Genomic DNA, 16,374 nt, shown 5'->3' on the forward strand with positions numbered 1-16,374 from the left:
AGCATGGCGGGCATGAGCAGGTCGATCGGTGAGCCGTTGGGCGGTTTCCTGGCGGGAATCGCGGCAGCGCCCGACGCGGCAAGCCTGTTCGCCGTGATGTCGGGCCGACTGCGCCGAGTCGCACCCTTCGACGCGGCGGTATGGGTTGCCACTGATCCGATCAACGGGTTGACCGCGGCGCCGGTGCGGATCGAAAACCTCCAGCAAGGTGGGTGCGGCATCTACTGGGAATCGGAATTCCTCGCCGATGCCGTCAATCCCTTTCGGCATTTGACGAAGTCTCTGGTGCCGGTTGCCGGGTTGCGGGAGGCCACAGGTGATCGTCCGTTGTCGAGCCCGCTGTACCGAGACTTCATGCGGCCACGAGGGTTCGACGACGAATTGCGTGCCGTGTTCCGGGTCGATGGCAGGCCTTGGGGACAGCTGAGTCTGTTCCGCGAGCGCGGTCGAGCGCCGTTCCGGGCCGAGGAGATGGCAGTGGTCGGCTCGTTGTCGAGTCCGATGGCGCAGCGGCTACGCTCGTACGCCCAATCCATGGAGCCGCCGCGACGGTCCTCAGATACGCCGGGAATGCTGCTTTTCGACCGTGCGGGAAACCTGACATCGATCAATGACGAGGCCCGCCACTTTCTCGCCGACATGCCGCCGGGCCCTCGCGCGGCGACGCCGTCCGGTATCGACCTGCCCCTGCCGGTGTGGATTCGTAGCACCGCTGGTCGTGCGCGCGAGACGGGTGGGAATGCGCGAATCCGAATGCGCGCGCTCGCCGGCGGGTGGCTGGTATGCCATGCCTCGTGCCTGCGCGGTGCCGATGACGTCGAGGAGATGACCGCGATGACGATCGGACCCGCGCCGGTGTCGGATATCGCCACGCTGGTTATCGCCGCCTACGAGCTGACACCCCGGGAGCGCGAAGTGACCGAACTGATCGCGCGCGGGCTGTCCACCACTGAGATCGCGAGCCGATTGTTCCTGTCGCCGCACACAGTCCGAGACCATGTGAAGTCGATTTTCGAGAAGGTTGCCGTAGCGAGTCGGGGTGAGCTGGTCGCGAAGCTCTACACCGAGCACTACGAGCCGCTCGTGGCGCCCGAATAGGCAGAAGCAATACCACAGGCTTTGACCACCACATCGTCACGGCCGCAGCACAACAGACGTATGGCGTTGCAGACAGGCGATTCATCGCCGACTGTGGGATGGCGGGGCTCATGCCCGCGGCTGACTCAGCGGGCAGTCGCCAACCATGCGCGTGGTGAGCACCCCACTCTTTGCGTGAAAGCCCGCGAGAACGCCGGAGGAGTGGCGTACCCGAGTTCCGCGGCCGTACGAGCAACTGAGTCGCCGGCGCGAAGCCGGTCCTGGGCGACCGTGATCCTCCATCCGATCAGGTACTCGGCGGGTGGCTGCCCCACCATCTCTTTGAACCGGGCGGCGAAGGAACTGCGGGACATGCGCGCTTCGCGCGCCATCGTGGCGAGCGTCCAGTGCCGCCCAGGCGACTCGTGGATGGCGACGAGTGCGCGGGCGAGGCTTTCATCGGCGAGCCCTGTCAGCAGCCCGGTGGGCAGCGCAAGCTGGTCGGCGTGGTCGAGAATCCAGCGGAACAGCTGGATGAGGACAACTTCGAAGAGCCGATCGGCCAGCACCTTTTGGCCGCACCGCACGTTGTCGATCTCGGCGAACAGCAGGTCCAGCGCTGGTTCGAGGGTGCCGACGGCGTCCAGCGGGAGCACGATCACGGGAGGGAGCGTGCGTACCAAGGGGTGGGTCGCGCCGCCGTCGAAGTCGAGTGTCGCGCAGGCGAAGTCGGAGTCCTCGGTGGGGGCGTTGTGGAAGGCGTGTTCCAGCGGGCGTGGGTAGAACAGCAGGGTGGGCTTATCGATCTGTCGCTTTTCCAGCCGACCGCCGACGCCTCGGTGCGTCACTTCCATCTCACCGTACCGGAGCACGTGGAGGAAGCCTCGGCCGAGTTGTGCGTCGAAGGTCGTTACGCCACACAACGGTCCCGCATGGAACAGGCGGGTTCGCACCCGGAAGCGTTCGAGTAGGGGCGAAAGCTGGTCGAGGGAAGTCATAGACCAAGGATGGCAGACGATTTGGTAGGAAATCGAGATGATATGACTCAATCAGTCCAATTTCTCCAGGCAGTCTGAGAGTGCGTCGCCGGCGAGACACTGCCGGGGGCGCCGTCCGAATCACGACCCTGAGGAGCACTCCATGTCCCTTGTCCCCCTTGTCGAGCGCGAGTCCGCGACCGGAACCGTCACGGACCAGCTCGATCGTATCCACGCCGCATTCGGCACCGTGCCCGCGATGTTCCGAGCCGTCGCGAACTCGCCTGCCGCCCTGACGAGCATGTGGGCTTCGTTCGGCGCCTTCGGCGGCGGTGCCCTCGGGCCAGCGCTGAGCGAGCAGATCGCCGTTGCCGTGGCCAACCGAAACTCCTGCGAGTACTGCCTGGCCGCGCACACCGCTCTCGGACGCAAGGCCGGGGTGAGCCGTGCGGAGCTGGAGGCCGCGCAGACGGGCCGGTCCGATGACCCTCGGACTGCGGCACTTCTGGGCTTCGCGCTGAAGCTGGTGGAAGAGCGCGGCCAGGTCACGGCAGAGGACGTACAGGCTCTCCGTGACCAGGGCTGGAGCGATGAGCACATCGTCGAGGTCATCGGGCAGGTCGCGCTCAACCTGTTCACCAACTACATCAACATCGCCCTCGCGGTCCCGGTCGACTTCCCCATGGTGAGTCTGCGACGGGCCGGCTGATGTTCCACCGGCGCCGACGCCGACCGGATACTCCCATCCCGCCGACGTCATGGCCTGGATGGCAGCCCTGACCATCGCGGCGATCGGCTCGACGTGGCAAGCAGGGGCGCCGAGGTCGTAGATCGCTTCGCGGCGGGCGCGCATCCACTCGGATGTGTGCCCGCCGAGAGTCGAGAGGTGCGCACCCGATCGGCGTCGGCATGTACCGAGTCACCGACGTGCCGCAGCCGCGATTCGGCGGCGGGCCAACACACCGGCCCGATCCTTCCTGGTCGGCCTCGGTGGGTGGCAGGTCGGCGGCTTCTGCCCGGAAACACTCCGCCCACACGACAGAGAGGCAGCGAAAATAGTGAGGGCGATTGATAATCGGCGTATGAGGCTGCGGTTGAGGAGAGGGTGGATCGCGGCGGGGGCAGTCGTGGTGGTGGTTGTCGCGGTTTGGGCGTGGTGGCCGGATCAATGTTCGAACCGAGACCCGTGGGGTTGGGCGGCGCAAACCGAATTGCCCATCCCGGTTTCGGGGCCGAGTGGTATCGCGGTCTCCGCGAGCGGAGACGTCTACGTGTCCGAGAACGAGGGGATCCAGCGGCTACCCGCCGGGCGATACACACCGGAGCGCATCCATCTGCCGGATCTGGACTCGCCCTCGGGTCTCGCAATGGGACAGGATGCTCAGCTGTATGTCTGCGACTATCCGCACGGTCGAGTGCTGAAAGTGGCCGCCGACACGAGGAATGTTGTGCCGTTGCCTTTAGTGGGATTCGGCGCGGCCGACCTGGAAAGCCCCGGACGTGCGACCGGCGCCGGCGTCGGGGTCGACCGCATGGGGAATGTGTACGTCACCGACCCGGACAATGCCCGAATCCTGAAGCTCCCGGTGGGCTCCGGTACGCAGGTCGTGCTGCTGACGGTCGATAACCTCGGCGCACCGATCGCGGTTTCCGACGCTGGTGAGTTGGTGGTGACGAGCACCGCCCCCATCAATCGACTGCTGCGCATACCGCCAGGGTCGGGGACACCCACCGAAACGCCGCTGCCTACCGGCGAACCGGTCGCCGCACTCGCCTTCGATCACGACGGAGATCTGCTGCTGGCCGACCACGCGCAAATTCCGGATCCGGATAGTAGGACCGGTGCATCCAAGCAAGACGGGAGATTGTGGCGGGTCCCGGCCGGATCGGCGACGCCGATTCGGTTGCCGTACGCCGAACTCGGCGCGATCAGCGGGATCGCCGTCGATCCGCACGGCGAGATCCTCATCACCGACCGAGACGATGGCCGAGCGGTGCGGCTGACGCGAGCCGTGAGCGTCACGGGCAGGTCCGGCGGTATTCGATCGTCGGGATGTATTGCTGCCAGCCAGCGGGATCGAGCCCCGAGCCCACTGTCGCGCAGGCGATTTCGACCGTTCGTCGACGCAGATCATTCAACGAGCTCAGATCCCAGATTACCGCCGGACCGTCGCTGTACACCGCGACCAGTTTGTCGCCGTCCATGCTGAATTGAGCAGCGCTCACCGCATTGGCGTCGGCATCGATCGGGTCTGCGATTTTCACTGGACGCGCTGGATCAGTAATGTCCCACAGGAGGATCCTCCCATCCAACCCCGCTTCCGCGAGCAGGCGGCCGGTCTGATCGAAGACCACGCCGATATCGCCGCCCAAGGTGTCCCGTAGCGGGTCGCCGAGGCGACGCGGGTGTGCGAGATCTCCGACATCCCAGAGCTGTACGGTCCGGTCCGTGCCGGTCGTGACCAGAACTTGCGCGGCGGGCGAGTATGCGAGGCTACCGACTGTCACCCTGGTGGGCGCCGTGCCGGCCAACGACGGTTCATCGGGATTCGTGAGATCCCACAATGCGGCATCCCCGCCGTTCCAGCCGAGGGCGAGTAGGCGGCCGTCGGTGAAAGTCAGTTCTCTTACCTGACGGTCGTGCAACCCGCGCCCGATTCGGCGCGGTGCTTCCCGCTTGCTGATATCCCACACCAGTGAGTTCTTGTCCGAGCCGGCGGCGAGGCGCTCACCGTCCGGTGCGAACACAATCGTCCGCACCACTCCGCCGAGCCCGGTCAGAGGTGGTCCGAGACGGCGCGGATGGGCGCGGTCGCTGAGATCCCACAGCGATACGGTCCGATCCGGCCCGCCCGTGGCCACCGTCTTGCCGTCAGCGGACAAGGCGAGCGCCGACAGCCGGATATCGTTGCTCGAGAAATCCACGTGCTCGGCATTCCAGGTGGCGACCCGTATCGGGACTCGCGGGTTCGAGATATCCCACAGGTCGATGTTGCCGTTGGCGCCGCCGACCGCTATGAGGTCACCGACCGTGGTGACACAACAGGGTGGCTCATCCCTGTTGAAACTCCCGCGCAACGACACTCCGGTCGGCTTGGGCTGTACCCGAAAATCAATGTTCCACAACGTGACACGACCATCACGGGCGCCTGTCGCCACCTGGCCGGTGCTAGAGACCCCGACGGCGCTGATGTCCCTTGGCTGGCCGATCCACGGCCCGCGCCGCTGTTGCGGGTTTGCCGGGTCGTCGAGATCATAAAGGTATGCCGCGTTGCCAAGCGTTACGGCGAGTCGACCCGTGTCCGGTGCGAATGCGAGCTCGCGGGTCGCTCGCATAGCGGTACCCAGCTGTCGTGGCCGGGCTGGATCGCTGACGTCCCAGCGGGTGAGCCCGGCGAGTTCCACATCGACCGCTAGGAGCCCCCCGCCTGGTGAGAAGGCAAGTTTGTGGGGCCCGAGTGGCGGTCTTCCGGGTAATTCGACTTCGATCTTGCCGCTCTGGTGTGGTGTGCCGAGGATCGAAATGTCCCACAACACCACACCTCCGGGAACACCAGTGGCGAGTGTCCGTCGATCGGGTGATATCGCGACTGCCTCGACGCGTTGTTCCGGGGGCGCCAGTGTCACTGCTCGCGGCGTACCGGTGAAGTCCCACAGCTGCGTCGGCTGGGTCCAGCCGAAAGTGACCCCGAAGGCCCCGCCGGGGTCCAGCAGTATGTGTGTCTTCTCGCTGATATCCGGCAGCAGGCGTTTGCCGACCAGCCGGTGGCTCGGATTGCTGACATCCCACTCCAACACGCCTTCCAGACCGCTTCCGTCGAAGGTGTGATCGTGCGAGACGAAACCGAGTCTGGCGTCCCTGGCATTGATATCGATCCCCGCACCGGTCAGTAGTCGGCGTCCGTCCGATGAAAACACCGGCTCCGCGAGGGTGCTCGGGCCGATCAACGGCTCGCCGGACCGGCGCGGTCCGCGCGGATCGGTGAGATCCCACAGCACGATGGCGCCATCTCCGGTTTGGACCGCCAGCATGCGACCATCCGGCGAGAAAACGGTATGGCTCACGTCTCGTCCGTTGCCTTCGAGCGTTCCGCCGTAGTAGCTGCGGGCGAGCCAACTCACCAGCCAGTTGCGGGTTTCGACGCTCGGGTGAATCTTGTCGGCCGCCAACGCGAGCCGGATCGAGGTGCGCGGTTCGGCTTGGAACAGGTCTTGCGCATCCGCGAGCAGCGCGCGCGCGACGGTTGTGCGTTGCTGGTCGACAGTCTTGCGCTGCTGGATCACCGCGATCCCGGCGGCGACCAGCGCCGCGGCGAGCAGGGTGGACAGCACCACGGTCGCGCGCCCACGCCGGAAACGATCTCTGCGATAGCTGCGCTCGAGGAATTCCCGTGCGCTGGGGCTGAGTTCGACGCGGTTGGTGACCAGCCGACGCAAACGTGGTGGCCATGTGCGCAGGTTCGGTCTCCGTTGGGCGCGCATGCGCGCGCCGGTGTCGTCCATCGCGGCCGCCAGCTGTCCGCGCTCCCACAGCCTGATCGCCGCTCGGCCCTGATTCCATTCAGCGGCGGCGTTCTCGATCGCGCGGCGGGTGCGCAGCGCCTTGCCCGCCTCGGCGATCGCGTCGCGCAGCGGCGGCCAATGACGCAGGAACGCTTCGTGTGCCGCCGAGACGACGATCCGTCTCTCTTCTTCGTCAATGGTGACCAGTCGCTGCGTGACGAATGCGTCGACGACGGTGGCGTCGGTTTCGGTCAGCTCGTCGCGCGGTATTCGGGCGCGGGTCGGCACGCCTTGTTCGTCAACGGTAACCAGGCGCAGCATGACATCGAGGATTTGGGTGTCGGTGAGCCTGGTGGCCGCGCGGGCTTCCGCCAGCGCGACATCGGCCTGACGCACCAACGCGCCTCGCACGCCACCGGTTTCGTGGTAGCGCTGTAACGAGAGCGTCCCGCCGCGGTGCACACCGTCGGCCAGTCGCTCCAGCGCGAATGCCAGCAGCGGCAGCGCCTCACCGCTGTCGGTGTGGGCCAGCAGTTCGGTGACCAGACCGTCGTCGATGCCGAAACCGGCCACCCGCGCCGGACGTTCGATGACCTCGCGAATACCCTCTTTTCGCAGAGGGCGCAATGGATATGTCTCGGTCGACAAGGCGGCCATCGCGGGGTCGACGATCATTTGGTCGAGGAAATCCGCCCGCAAGGTGGCGAGCGCTTGTACGGGCCCGCCGATCGCCGGGATGAGCAGTTCGGTGAACTCCGCGCGCTGTTCGGGCCCGGCGCGTCGGAGCAATTCCTCGAATTGATCGACCACCAACAGCAGTTTGCGCCGGCCGCTCGACTCGTCCGCGATCAAGATCTCGTCCGCGACATCGCGCAGCCCGTCCTTCGCCAAGCGGTCCCGCACCGACGACAGCCGCCAGTCGAGTCCCGTCTGCCGCCTGGCGAACGCCAGCGTCCGTGCAAGCGCCCCGATAGGATCCACATCGGGTCTCATCGGCACCATCGGCAGCCAATAGTTTTCGTCCGCGATCAACGGGATGACACCGGCTTGCACCAGGGACGACTTGCCGCATCCGGACGGTCCGTAGATCACCAAGATCGAGGGGGTGGATCGGATGGCGGGGGCGCGCAATCGTTCAGCGATTTCGGCGGCCTCCCGGGCCCGCCCGAAGAAGATCCGGTGCTGGGCGGTCTCGAACGGCGCCAAGCCCGGATACGGCGACTGGTCGTCCGGCCAGCCCAATCCCCCGCCCGCGTCGAGCGTGCGCAACGATCGCGCCAGCCGAGCCCGCGCCGCCTCGGTATCGGCCACGGCGTCGGGCTGCTGGATCGATTTCAGCAGCGGATGCGTCGCGCCCGCGGCCGCTCGCACCGGAAGCAACCTGCTGCCCAAAGTTTTGGCGATGCCGATTTCGATTGCGCACCAGATGGATCGAAGATAGGTCTGCGTGATGACGCAGACCACCGCATCGGCCCATCGCAGCCGCTCGTAGAGCCGCTGCTCCCACTCCTCCCCCGCGGCCAAGCCGTCGACCGGATGCTGGTCCAGGAACACCTCGTGCCGGTCCGCGACCAGCCAACCGTGGATCTCGTCGGCCCACGCCCGGTCAGCGCTGGCGTGACTGATGAATACCCTGGCCACCACTCCTCCAGCGATCGCCATCCTGTCGTCCCGGCGAACGCCGGGGCCCAGGCACAAAGCCGAGTGCGAGGACAACGCTACCGGTCCAGCTGAGGCGCACAGCGGTTTTACCGGTTCGTCACCGGACCCGATCAGCGCGCCATTCGCGCCCGCGACACGAGCAAACTTCCAGATACCAGCCGAACCGCTCGGTGACGCACTGACGCGGTGTTCCAGTGAACGGGAACTGGTCGGCGGTGGCGAGTTCAGCCATCCGGATGAGCAGATGGCTCTTGTCCGGGAAGTGCCAGTAGAACGAAGACCGGGCGATCTGGGACTCGACTGGGCGGCCGACTTCAGCACCGCCGCAGTCGACTCATCGCGGCCGTGGAGATCACGCCAGTGAGCGTGCGCTCGGTCGGCTGGAACCGGGATCGTCGCGGCGATGCCGCTGGTGGTGGAGCCAGGCGCGGCTGAGCGGGGGGAGAGCGTTGGACTCTGCCCCTACGGGAGAGTGCAACATGATGACAGGGCTTCCTTCGCCGCGTCCACGAGCGTGGGCTGCGCTCGCGAGCGCCGGACGTGAGGCCTAACTCGTCGAGCCAGCAGCGGCACCGCGAGAAGAACTGGATGATCCGGTTGATCATCCCCGTCCAGGAAAGCGCGGCATGACCACGGTGATAGACATTGAAACCGGCAGTGGCCAGCACTGCGAGACGACAGCTCTGGGAGTGCTGCTGCGGCATCGGGGACTCGATCTGTCCGAGCCGATGCTCTTCGGCCTCGGCTCCGGTCTGTCCTTCGTCTACTGGGACAGCAAAACGATGGGCTTCCCCTTCCTCGGGGGACGGGTCAAACCTCTCGACCTCACCAGAAACCTGGCCACCGGACTCGGGCTGGAACTCCGGGTCCAGGAAACCACCTCCCCCCGCAAGGCTTGGGAGAACGTGGTTGCCCCCATCGACGCCGGCCACCCCGTCGGACTGCAGCTCGACAGCTACTACCTGGACTACTTCGGGTCGAAGGTGCACTTCGGCGGTCACGTCGTCGCCATGTACGGCTACGACGACCACGACGCCTACCTGGTGGACACCGACCAGCAAGGCGGCACGGTATCCACCAGCCTGACCAGCCTCGCCCGGGCCAGGGCCGCGCGCGGTCCGATGACCGCCAAGCACCGGTCCTTCACCCTCACCGCTGCGAGGAACCCGCCCTCCCCACGGAGCCAGATCATTCCCGCGATCACCGCCTGCGCCGACGCCTTCCTCAACCCGCCCATCGCCAACCTCGGCCACCGAGGCATAGAGAAGGCCGGCAAGCTGGTGCGCACATGGCTCCAGCGGACCGATAACCCGCAGCGGGACCTACCGCAGGCCGCTCTCTTGATGGAGAAGGCCGGCACCGGCGGCGCCCTGTTCCGCAACTTCTACCGCGACTTCCTCGCCGAATGCACCCGAACACTCGACAGCCGCCACCTGCGCACCGGCCACGGGCTGTACACCGAGGCAGCCACCCTGTGGACGGAAGTCGCCGCATTGCTCACGAAAGCCGGTGTATCAGGCAATACGCGGTACCTCCTGCAGGCAGGCACCATCCTCTGCGATCTTTCACGCGTAGAGCGCGAGGCCATGCAGGCGCTGAGCCGTCTGGAGAGCAAAGCCCCAAACATGATCCAGTAGCCCTGATGCTCGGTGCGTCCAGGCATGCTTGCCACACGAACCAGTGTGTGCTGCAACCACTTTAAGCCGATCTGCCAGTGGCGCTATCGCCACCGGCGGAGCAGAAGCCACCCTGCCCGGGACAAATCCCAGCCACGGTGTAACCGGTCACCACCGATCGCCGTGCGGACGCGGGCGGCGAAGGCGTCGAGCACCTCGACGTTGTTCGAGACGTTTCGAAGGAGTCCTTTCCGGTGTCGTCGAGAATCCGCCACCGCCCATCCAAGGCACGTTTGGCGATCAGCATGTGGGGTGTTCGAGTCCGAGTCGACTTCGGCTGGATCTCGAGTTGGCCGGGCCCGGCATGGGATTCGGCTCCGATCGAGCCCACCAGATGCTGCAGCAGGCGGCGTCAGTCATGCCCGGCAACCCGCTGCACGTCATCGATCGCATCCGTGGCGCCCAGAACCCAGCGCGCTGACACCGACAACCCACGTGAGAACGCCACCGACCAATCGAGAAAGACTCCACACAGGGGTCTTCCGAAGCCGACATCGACTACCACCGCCGTCGTCACCGGCGCCTCGTCGGGCATCGGTGCCGACATCGCTCGCGAGCTGGCTCACCGCGGCAATGACGCCGACCGCGGCATCGTCATCCCCGGGCTGTCCACCCGAATTGTCACGCGCATTGCCCAGCTCGTCCCGCGGCGCATACTGCTGCCGCTACTCGCCCGGCAGCATCCGGCACTGCGACGGGACCGCCGTTGAGGCAGCGGAGACCGCCCATAGCGGCTACCGCCGAGGACGGGCGAGGCCGGCGGGGCGAAGTCGGCGTTTCGCGAGGACACTGAGGACGTAGCGCCCAACTCGTCCCGAGGAGCACATCCGATGGCAACCAACGGGCCTTTCGGCATCGATCCGGAAGATTTCGAACGCGCACTGCGTGGGGCGGGAACCGAGCTTCGCGACCTGCTCGGGAAAGCCGGCGTATACCTGGATCGCGTAGATCACGCGAGCATCAGTTCACTGGCGTCACTGCTCGGTCAGTTCGTCCAACCGGAACGGCGGCGTCCACCCGAACCCGAGGGCGAGACCGCCGGTGAGACCGGCAGCGGGGTGTGGGCGATCTACAGCATCGATGACAGCGGCGAGGCCAGGGTTGACCAGGTCTTTCCGAGCGAGCTAGAGGCCTTACGCGCGCATCGCGACAACACCGATGCCCGCCGTCGGGTGCGGTTTCTGCCCTATGGGGTTCCGGCAAGTGTGTTGGATGCGCCCTGACGGCGCTGACTCGCTCCATGCTGCGCGGTCCCGAACACCGCCAGCGCGGTCGCGGCGACCCGCCGGGCTCCGGTGAGCAACAGCCACCCTGCTCATCGACGTCGACCGCGGCCCAGCCGCGGTGCTCGCCGGATGGTTCGACGGGAATCGACGGGCGAACGTTGTGCCGGACGGCCGGTTACCAGGATTCGATCAGCGGGACATCGTGCTCCTGCCGCTGCCATTCCTCGGTGAGCCGACCGAGTCGGTCCGGGGCGGCGATGCCGCGCACGCTTGCGATTTTGCCGTCACGGATCTCCAGGATCACGATGCCAACGACCCGGTCGTCGAGCGTGGCGAGCATGGCCGGGCAGCCGTTGACCACGGCGGCATGGATCGAGGGCGAGCCACCGGCGAGTCTCCGCTTGGCCGCGGACGGTTTGAAGCCGGCCCGCACCGCGCTGGCGATCCGCTCCGGGGTCGAGTACCGGATCAGCTTCTCGGCCGGCCACAGCCCGGCGCCGTCGGAGATGCCGGTCGCGTCGTCGGTCAGCAGCGCTACTAGCCGCTCGGTCCGGCCCGAGGAGGCGGCATCGACGAACGCCTCGACGATTCGACGCGCGGAGGCATGGTCGATGTCAGTGCCGTTGCCGGCGGCGGCGATTCGACGCCGGGCTCGGTGAGTGTGTTGCTGACTCCCGGACTCGGTGATGCCGAGAATCTCGGCTATCTCGGCGTGGCTGTACGCAAAGGCCTCGTGCAGCACGTAAGCGGCCCGTTCAACCGGCGACAGACGCTCCATGAGCGTCAGCACCGCCAGGGTCACCGATTCGCGCTGCTCGACGGTGTCAGCCGGGCCCAGCATCGGGTCGCCGTCGAGAAGCGGTTCGGGAATCCAGGCGCCGACCGCGCGTTCGCGCCGCACCTTTGCCGAACGGAGCCGGTCGAGCGCCAGGTTGGTGACGATCTTGGTCAGCCATGCCTCGGGCACCTCGACGTACTCCCGGTCGGCGGCCTGCCACCGCAGGAACGCGTCCTGCACTGTGTCCTCGGCGTCGGCGGCCGATCCGAGCAGACGGTAGGCGAGCGAGGCCAGCCGATTCCGGCTGGCCTCGAAACGTGCCACGGTGGCAGTGTCCATGAGCACGACCCTATGCGGCGACCACGTCGGGCGAGGGCTCTTGGGTGGTGGCCGAGCGGTACTTGTGACTCGGCCTTCCGAAGGTCGGGTGCCTGAGGCTCCAGGCGGCGGTCTCGAGGATTGCCGATTTGACGCGCGCGGCCGTCCGGCCACAGAGGGCCCACGACTTCGATCGCGCGTCACCGTCGACCAGCTGGAAGATCCCATCGTTGCGGCCGAGGCTGATGTGGTTGCCGACATACGACAGCGAGGTCGTCGAGATCTTGCGGCCGGTCAGGTCCCCGATGATCGCGGCCGTCGCCTGCATGCTGGTGAATCCCGCGGAAGCGCACGACATCGGCAACGGCAGGCCGTTGTCGCCGATGACGAAGACGCTGTCACCGGCGGCGTAGACGTTCGGGTACGAGACCGACCGCATCTGACGGTCGACCGTGATCTGGCCGTTGGGTTCCACCGCGAGGCCGCTGGCGGCGGCAATCGGGTGGACGGCGAAGCCGGCGGCCCACACGGTCGCGTCGGCGGTGAACGCGGTGCCGTCGGCGGCGACCGCACCCGCCTCCTCGACGCGCACGATGGCGGTGTGCTCGTGGACCGTGATACCGAACCGGTCGAAGGCACGCAGCAGGTGACGGCGGGCCTTGGCGCCCAGCCAGCCGCCCAGTTCGCCCCGGGTGACGAGACTGACCCGAAGCCCTGGACGGGATTCGGCGAGCTCGGTGGCCGCCTCGATCGCGGTCAGATTGCCCCCGACCACCAGCACCTTCCCACCCTCGTCCAGCTCGTCCAGGCGTGCGCGCAGCCGCAGCGCCGACGGCCGCGCCGCCACATGGAAGGCGTGCCCGTCGACGCCGGGAACGCCGTGGTCGGCGATGGTGCTGCCGAGCGCGTAGAGCAGGGTGTCGTACTCGAGCCGGTCGATGCCCTCGCCGTCGGCGACGGTGACAGTCCGGTGCTCGACGTCGAGGTTGGTTACCCGCGCCACTCGGAGCCGGATGCCGGTGCCCGCGAACACCTCCGCCAGCGGCCGGTGGCGCAGATCCTGCCCGGCGGCGAGCTGATGCAGGCGCAACCGCTCGACGAAATCGGGCTCGGCGTTGACGACGGTGATCTCGAAGTCGTCGGAGTGGAGCTGGCGGGCCAGGAATGTGGCGGAGAAGGCTCCGGCGTATCCGGCCCCGAGGACGACGATGCGGTGCTTCATGGTTCGCTCCTGTCTGGTTCGCGTGCTCCCTGAACGAGACAGCCCCCGAATTCCTGACAGCATTGACAAGTGACGTGGATCACCTCCGGGGCTCGCCCAGTGGACGACCTCCATTCCGAACCAACCTGGACGAGTGGGTCCGACCCTGGTTAGTGGTCGGAGGCGGTCAGTGGGCTGGCCCCACCCGGTTCTCTGTCAGACGCCGAACGGCGCAGCGTAGCGGACCGTACCGCTGGGCAGCGGGTACCGCCCATCGAGGTGAGGGCCATGAGGGCCTCGTCCGGGACGTCCATCGTGACGCTGATGCCGAACTCGGAGGCCCCCCGGAGGAACCCGAACCGCGGCCGATGCCGACTTGATTCCTTCCCCGAATACCGCTGCTTATTTCAGGAATACCGGCAGGTGGTCGTGCCCGTTGGCGATGAAACCGGGTACCGTGCCGAGTTCGTCGGCGGAGACGGCCAGTTTCATGTGCGGGAACCGCTGGAAGAGGGCGGGAAGGGCCACCTGTGCCTCCAGCCGTGCCAGCGGTGCGCCCAGGCAGCGGTGGGCACCGTACCCGAACGCCAGGTGATCTTTGTTCGTCCGTGTGGGGTCGAACTTGTCCGCGCTGTCGCCGTGGATCTTGGGATCCCTGTTGGCACCGGCGGGGCAGGCGAGTATCGGATCACCTTCGGTGATCGCCACCTCGCGGGGCCTGCTGTAAGTGCGTGCGAATTCGGTGATCTCGGCGTCGGTGAAGGGGGCTCGGTCCGACGTGCCGCCGAATGCCGTTCCCCCGAAGGAGACTTGTGGGTAGAACAGGGCCAGGTACTCGCGGACGTTGTCGCCGACCACCGTTTCGGGGACCCGCCGCTGGGTGTGGAAGGCGATGTGCCAGCTCAGCGAGCGGTATGTGGGCGCATCGATCGCGGGCCCGGGCAGCGGCAGGTCGAGGTAGCCGAGGCGTGCGGTGTCGGCGGGGAACTGAGCGGCGTACTGGAATGCGACGGCGGCGCCGAAGTCATGGCCGATGACGCGGGCGTCGCGCAGTCCGAGCTGGTCGGCGATGAGGGTGTGTATGTATCGCGCGAGGGTGGCCTTGTCGTAGCCGGTCGGTGAGCCGGTGCTGTCGCCCAGTCCGGGGAGATCGACGGCGTAGACGGTGTGGTGTTCGGCGAGTGCGGGCATGATCGGCCACCTGCCGTACCAGGTCTGGGGCCAGCCGTGGATCAGGACGACCGGAGTGCCGCTACCGCCGGTCACATAGTGCATACCGACACCGTCGACGTCGGCGAATTCGTGCCGGAAAGTGTCCTCGAACGCGGGGTCGCCCTGAGTGGCGGCGGCGTAGGGGGCGACGTCGGGGGTAGTCATGGAGCAGGCTGCGGCGCCCATCGTGATCAGGAGGGTGAGCGCGACGGTAGCCATCGCGCGTGCGGATCGGAGGCGTCCGCGCGTCGCTCGGGGTGACAGACTCGAAACCGTCTCGAACAGAAGGTCATTCGGCCGCGAGCCGGCGGCCGCCGGCCGGTCGGCGTAGCCGCCGTTCCAAGACATGACCGCATCGGGGGTGTTCATCGAGACTCCTTCTGTCGGAACGCGTTCAGTCTTGCCAGTCGCACCACAACCTGGCACGCAAACTTGCGGTTCCGGCAAGATGAGCTCATGGACCGCGAAACAAACGACGTGCTCGACGCGGTGGGGCCGCGGCTGCGTGCGTTGCGTCGCGACCGCGGCATCACCCTCGCCCACCTCGCGGCGACGACCGGCGTATCGGAGAGCACTCTGTCCCGACTGGAGAGCGGGCAGCGCCGGCCGACCCTCGAGTTACTGCTGCCGCGGCGGCGCGGTCGAGCTCCTCATTCTGTTCGGACAGCAGGGGGTGCGATCGCACGTACGCGCCGACCCGCACCGGTAAAACCCAGCGGGAACGACCACTGCCGACCGGACTGCCTATGCGCGCCAGCTGGTGGCAGCAGCTCTCGACCTGCGTGCCTCCGAGGCGGCGCCGGAATGATGGGTCGCCCACGCGGTGCCTTTGGCGCAGGGTGCGGGCGATTTGGTTGTTCAGGCGGTGTCGTCTTGGCCGATGTTGTCCGGTGCCTGGGAGTGTGAGCCGGGCTCGAGGCTGCGGCCTGGGTGGCTCACTGTGGGTGGCAGACGGGGGCTACCGCACGCGTCAGGACGCGTCCGACGGTGGCGACGATCGGGTCCTTTTCCCGCCGGAATCTTGGGATCGGTGTTTCTAGCGTCGGTGCAATGAAACCCGATCTGACTTCGGCCGCGGGGGTCACCGCGCTGCGGACCCCCGTCATTTGGTTCATGGCGCTCGCGGCCGCTCTCGGCACCGCCAGTATCTATCCGCTGCAACCGGCCATCGCGGAAGTGGCCGGTTCCCTGCACGCCTCGCTTGCGGCGGTCGGCGTGGCTCTGGCGTGCGGGCCGTTCGGCTATCTGGCGGGGCTGGCGCTACTGGTACCGCTGGTCGACCGGTTCGCGCCGCGGATGGTGTTGTCGGCCCAGTTCGGCGTCCTGGCCGTCGCTTTGACGGCGAGTGCGGTGGTCGGTTCGACCTGGCTGCTCGGCGTTGTCGTCGGCCTGATCGGCGCGGGATCGTCGGTCGGTGCGCAATTGAGTTCGGTCGCCGGGCGTTTCGCGGAACCGCGGCGGCAGGCCACTGTACTGGGAGTCGTGACCGCGGGTATTTCGGCTGGGATACTCGCGGGCCGGATTGTCGGAGGGTGGCTGACGGATTTGATCAGCTGGCGCGGAACGCTTTTCGTTTTCGCAGTGGCGTGCGCGGCTATCGCCGTCACCGCCCGGTTCGCGCTGCCCGCTGCAGCGGGCAGCGCCACAGGGGGCTATCTGGGGAGGCGGAGCGGACTTCCAGGAATACATTACCGCTATTCGACACACCCGGTAGGGGCTGGTCGCGGCCCCCGAGGGTTAATAG

At 67.0% G+C, this 16,374-nt stretch carries 11 protein-coding genes and 1 pseudogene; 7 read left to right on the forward strand and 5 right to left on the reverse strand.

What is annotated here, in order from left to right; all coding sequences use genetic code 11:
- The first annotated feature begins 12 nt into the window (after positions 1–12).
- Complete coding sequence (locus AB0M45_RS30255; RefSeq protein ID WP_364336207.1) at positions 13–1,098, forward strand: helix-turn-helix transcriptional regulator; 1,086 nt, start codon at positions 13–15, stop codon at positions 1,096–1,098.
- Positions 1,099–1,223: 125 nt separating this feature from the next.
- Here AB0M45_RS30255 and AB0M45_RS30260 read toward each other — a convergent pair whose 3' ends face one another.
- Positions 1,224–2,075: an AraC family transcriptional regulator gene (locus AB0M45_RS30260; RefSeq protein WP_364336209.1), complete on the reverse strand. Its 852-nt coding sequence runs from the start codon at positions 2,073–2,075 to the stop codon at positions 1,224–1,226.
- A 142-nt stretch (positions 2,076–2,217) separates the two neighbouring features.
- Between AB0M45_RS30260 and AB0M45_RS30265 the strand changes: the two genes are divergently transcribed.
- Positions 2,218–2,763, forward strand: coding sequence for a peroxidase-related enzyme (locus AB0M45_RS30265; protein WP_364336211.1), 546 nt, complete (start codon positions 2,218–2,220; stop codon positions 2,761–2,763).
- 1,310 nt (positions 2,764–4,073) lie between these two features.
- On the opposite strand, the gene AB0M45_RS30270 is transcribed toward AB0M45_RS30265, so the two are convergent.
- Positions 4,074–8,219, reverse strand: coding sequence for a TIR domain-containing protein (locus AB0M45_RS30270; RefSeq protein WP_364336213.1), 4,146 nt, complete (start codon positions 8,217–8,219; stop codon positions 4,074–4,076).
- Between the two features lie 626 nt (positions 8,220–8,845).
- Between AB0M45_RS30270 and AB0M45_RS30275 the strand changes: the two genes are divergently transcribed.
- From AB0M45_RS30275 to AB0M45_RS30285, 3 genes are all read left to right on the forward strand, one after another.
- A complete protein-coding gene (locus tag AB0M45_RS30275; RefSeq protein WP_364336215.1) occupies positions 8,846–9,856 on the forward strand; it encodes a BtrH N-terminal domain-containing protein in 1,011 nt (336 codons plus the stop codon).
- A 434-nt stretch (positions 9,857–10,290) separates the two neighbouring features.
- Positions 10,291–10,605, forward strand: a complete 315-nt coding sequence (locus tag AB0M45_RS30280; RefSeq protein ID WP_364336217.1) for a hypothetical protein — start codon at positions 10,291–10,293, stop codon at positions 10,603–10,605.
- Between the two features lie 120 nt (positions 10,606–10,725).
- Complete coding sequence (locus AB0M45_RS30285) at positions 10,726–11,118, forward strand: hypothetical protein (RefSeq protein WP_364336219.1); 393 nt, start codon at positions 10,726–10,728, stop codon at positions 11,116–11,118.
- 178 nt (positions 11,119–11,296) lie between these two features.
- Here the strand turns inward: AB0M45_RS30285 and AB0M45_RS30290 are convergent, their stop codons facing one another.
- The 3 genes from AB0M45_RS30290 to AB0M45_RS30300 all read right to left on the reverse strand — a co-directional run bounded on the left by AB0M45_RS30290 (position 11,297) and on the right by AB0M45_RS30300 (position 14,999).
- Entirely contained in the window at positions 11,297–12,238 is a 942-nt protein-coding gene (locus tag AB0M45_RS30290; protein ID WP_364336221.1) for a sigma-70 family RNA polymerase sigma factor, read from the reverse strand.
- A gap of 10 nt (positions 12,239–12,248) precedes the next feature.
- On the reverse strand, positions 12,249–13,439 hold the full coding sequence (locus AB0M45_RS30295) for an FAD-dependent oxidoreductase (protein WP_364336223.1): 1,191 nt from the start codon (positions 13,437–13,439) through the stop codon (positions 12,249–12,251).
- Positions 13,440–13,820: 381 nt separating this feature from the next.
- Positions 13,821–14,999, reverse strand: coding sequence for an alpha/beta fold hydrolase (locus tag AB0M45_RS30300; RefSeq protein ID WP_364336225.1), 1,179 nt, complete (start codon positions 14,997–14,999; stop codon positions 13,821–13,823).
- Positions 15,000–15,086: 87 nt separating this feature from the next.
- On the opposite strand from AB0M45_RS30300, the pseudogene AB0M45_RS30305 reads away from it, so the two are divergent.
- Both AB0M45_RS30305 and AB0M45_RS30310 read left to right on the forward strand, forming a co-directional pair.
- Positions 15,087–15,257: pseudogene (locus tag AB0M45_RS30305) on the forward strand (helix-turn-helix transcriptional regulator); the annotation flags it as partial.
- 423 nt (positions 15,258–15,680) lie between these two features.
- Positions 15,681–16,374 (forward strand): MFS transporter (locus AB0M45_RS30310; RefSeq protein ID WP_364336227.1); only part of this gene is annotated, 694 nt, incomplete at its 3' end.

It is taken from the genome of Nocardia sp. NPDC051787 (assembly GCF_040681325.1).
In the GTDB taxonomy this organism is placed as follows: domain Bacteria; phylum Actinomycetota; class Actinomycetes; order Mycobacteriales; family Mycobacteriaceae; genus Nocardia.

Bases quoted from the DNA above. Each gene is read 5' to 3' on its own strand.
- AB0M45_RS30255 (WP_364336207.1), top strand. From the start codon at position 13: ATGAGCAGGTCGATCGGTGAGCCGTTGGGCGGTTTCCTGGCGGGAATC.
- AB0M45_RS30260 (WP_364336209.1), bottom strand. From the start codon at position 2,075: ATGACTTCCCTCGACCAGCTTTCGCCCCTACTCGAACGCTTCCGGGTG.
- AB0M45_RS30265 (WP_364336211.1), top strand. From the start codon at position 2,218: ATGTCCCTTGTCCCCCTTGTCGAGCGCGAGTCCGCGACCGGAACCGTC.
- AB0M45_RS30270 (WP_364336213.1), bottom strand. From the start codon at position 8,219: ATGGCGATCGCTGGAGGAGTGGTGGCCAGGGTATTCATCAGTCACGCC.
- AB0M45_RS30275 (WP_364336215.1), top strand. From the start codon at position 8,846: ATGACCACGGTGATAGACATTGAAACCGGCAGTGGCCAGCACTGCGAG.
- AB0M45_RS30285 (WP_364336219.1), top strand. From the start codon at position 10,726: ATGGCAACCAACGGGCCTTTCGGCATCGATCCGGAAGATTTCGAACGC.
- AB0M45_RS30290 (WP_364336221.1), bottom strand. From the start codon at position 12,238: ATGGACACTGCCACCGTGGCACGTTTCGAGGCCAGCCGGAATCGGCTG.
- AB0M45_RS30295 (WP_364336223.1), bottom strand. From the start codon at position 13,439: ATGAAGCACCGCATCGTCGTCCTCGGGGCCGGATACGCCGGAGCCTTC.
- AB0M45_RS30300 (WP_364336225.1), bottom strand. From the start codon at position 14,999: ATGAACACCCCCGATGCGGTCATGTCTTGGAACGGCGGCTACGCCGAC.